This is a genomic window from Acinetobacter sp. YH12096 (assembly GCF_013419215.1).
Lineage (GTDB): Bacteria > Pseudomonadota > Gammaproteobacteria > Pseudomonadales > Moraxellaceae > Acinetobacter > Acinetobacter amyesii.
Genome location: NZ_VPAM01000073.1, coordinates 1 through 2,955 on the forward strand (window position 1 = coordinate 1; position 2,955 = coordinate 2,955).

1 protein-coding gene and 1 pseudogene are annotated in these 2,955 nt (G+C 38.2%); one reads left to right on the forward strand and one right to left on the reverse strand.

Going from position 1 to position 2,955, the window contains the following annotated elements; translation table 11 throughout:
* Window positions 1-528 precede the first annotated feature (528 nt).
* Window positions 529-2,148 (reverse strand): oleate hydratase, encoded by a 1,620-nt coding sequence (locus FTU36_RS16465; RefSeq protein WP_004883953.1) that lies wholly within the window; start codon window positions 2,146-2,148, stop codon window positions 529-531.
* Window positions 2,149-2,531: 383 nt separating this feature from the next.
* Between FTU36_RS16465 and FTU36_RS16470 the strand changes: the two are divergent.
* A pseudogene (locus FTU36_RS16470) lies at window positions 2,532-2,955 on the forward strand (IS4 family transposase); the annotation flags it as partial.

The following is a 2,955-nucleotide window of genomic DNA, read 5'->3' on the forward strand; positions in this document are numbered from 1 at the left end:
GTTCAAATGGCTATTCTACGTTTGATTGGTTTTGGAAAAAAAGAAGAATTTAAGAAAGTGCTAGCAATTTTAAGAAAGAAAAAGCCTGATAGGACAAGGATCCTATGAAATTTGTCGTGTACAGAGGTAATTTTTATGAAATCTAAAATCATGAGAAAAAGATAGAAAAGCACTTAGTCAGTTTCGGAGTATTATTTAAAACGTGGAGATGTTTTTCCTATGTTGATTAGTCAATTTATTTACGAATGAGGTATAAAGTTTTATCTAATTTTTCTTTTTATCCAATTTAAAATTAGGTGCGTACACGGCCTCAACTTTCAATAAAGTATAAAAGGTGTTTGTGTAGGCAATACCCTTACTTTTGATAAGCCAAAAGAAAGCAAAAGCCTTTGTTATCCATACATAACATCCCTATTATGATGGATAACGTGTGGCATCCCTGCCACACTCGTGTATCCAAACGTTGCTTAAATTAAACTATGTAATAGTGGCGACATAAAGGTGCTCTTATCGCTATATATTAAAAACTTAGTGGAACACTGTTTCTAAAGCTTTTAAACCCACTTTGGGATCAAGTAGACCGTTGTAAATTTCAGGGATTTCACGTTCCACCCCAAAAAATTCATAAATGGCAAGCATCGCCCCACGAACTGAATATTCCACAGTAAAGACCACGTCATCTTCAATTTCCACAAACTGTCCAAGGAAAGCAAAGTTTTGTGAGCCTTGTGGAATTACCTGTGGACGATCCCCCGGTTTACGGCAGGCGAATAGGGCAGAGGCGTATGGCATCATGGCGGTAGTAACATCAGTCGTTGCCAAAACATGATCTAAAATGTCGTCAAAACCGAGCTGTTTAATCAGTTCTGTTAGGATTTCTTGCCCCGTGGCTTCGGACATTGGTTTTTTGATGTAATCGCCTATATGGTCAATTTGGAAACCGTAGCCCCATAAGGTATATAAACCTTCAGGTAAGTCGGCAAAGTGTGGCTGTGCAGGAACCACGATGGATAAATGCCAACCCGACTCATACCAAGTCATGAGTGCGCCTGTGCCTGGTTCATTGCCTGTATAGTCAATAATACGTTTAAGTAGCACGTCATCTTTCATGGTCAGAGTGAAAGACTCCCACTTATGTTCATCGACATTGCCATAAAAAGTCATTGGACGGCCAAAGTCTGGGGCTTTTTGTGCCAGCGTTTCCCAAAGCGTCCAGCCATGATCTTCTCGATGACGAATAAGGGCAGGCACGTCATGATTACCGCCATAACGTGAGTCTGCTGTAATAGAGCCTAAAGTGAAAATAGCTAAATCATTGGCTTTCAGATTAATTTGCTCTGAGCCTTCAGGCAATTGTACATATAGGCGTGAAGCGTAGCGTTCTTGAGTTTCAGCATTGGTAATGAAGTCTGCATCTGTGACATAGTGTCCAAAACGCACATCGACGCCTTGTGCGACTAACCAACGCTGTAGGGGCAGAATCATCGAGTCATATTGGTTGTACTTGGTACGTTTCACACCCGCTAAGGTATGAATGCGTGGCAATTCTTGAATAAAACGCAAGAAATAGCGTCTTAACTCCGCTGCACTGTGCCATTTTTGAAAAGCGAAAGTCGTGCGCCACATGCGCCAGAAATTGGTTTCAAAAAAGGTTTCATCAAAAAACTCATCAATGCGGCGACTGCCAATTTTTTCTTCTTTTGAAGCTAATAGGCGCAGCATCTGTGCACGATGTAGCGTATTCAGACCAAGCTTTGCTGCATCCGCAATGACATGTTCGGCATCAATCAACCGTGCATTGGCGTGGGTTTTCACTTTTTCATTAAACTCACGACATTCTTCACGCACCGAAATGTCTGGATTTTCCAAAGATGGAATACTGGAAAATAAGTCCCATAGGCACAAATAAGTTTCATCGGTCAGCATTCGCCCACCACGTGTTACCCAAGCTTGCGCGGCATGCGGTGTATGTCCACCATCCATCGAACCACCTGAAATATCGAGTTCTTCTAAAATATGGATATTTTTGGCAGGGACTTTGGCATCACGGATTGCAAATGCAGCAGCAGCCATACCTGCGATACCACCACCAATAATCCAAAGATGGGACTGTTGCGCGTCTAATGGGGTGCGCTTCTTATTTTGCATGGTTCACCTTTAATTATGATGTTAAAAATTATGAAGTAAAAAAATTGGTTTAGAAAAACCTTAAAAATAGTATGTCTTTTTATATATGAAAAATGTATGAAATGGGAAGCAATCCCCTCATTATATTTTGTAATCAAAAATAGACGTATGATGGCTATTTTTAATACACATTTGTCTTTTTATTAAAATTGAATATGATCTAAATAATTGATGTTAATGTTTATTGTTGAGTAATTGCTCTATTGTTGTTTTCACTATGCCGTATGCTAAATTTCTTTAAAAATAGGCTTTTTATTTATCATTAAAAAATATCTTTGTACACGACAAAAAAAGATAACTCATTGAAATAATGGCATAGTACTTGTTTTCTGACGACGAATATGATGACACATTTCAATGAGTTACATCTCATCTTAAACAAATATCTAAAGTGGAACAAGTCACATGCAAAATGTTTTACACTGATTATGTTTGCATTAATTGTAAAAACAGACATGTAATCTTTCTTCTGCATCTAAAGCCTTACCCATCAAGTGCTTACCACAATCATTTTATCGACGTATACAACAACGCTTCTTTGCAGATCAGTATTTCGATTATCGTCAAATTTCTCAGTTAATTTTCAATATATTTTCATTCGATAAAGTCCAATTAACTTTGGATAGAACTAATTGGAAATAGGGAAAACGAGATATTAATATCTTGATGTTAGCCATCGTCTATCGTGGAATAGCGATACCTATTGTTTGGACATTGCTCAATAAACGTGGAAATTCAGATACAAAAGAGCGTATTGCTTTGATTCAA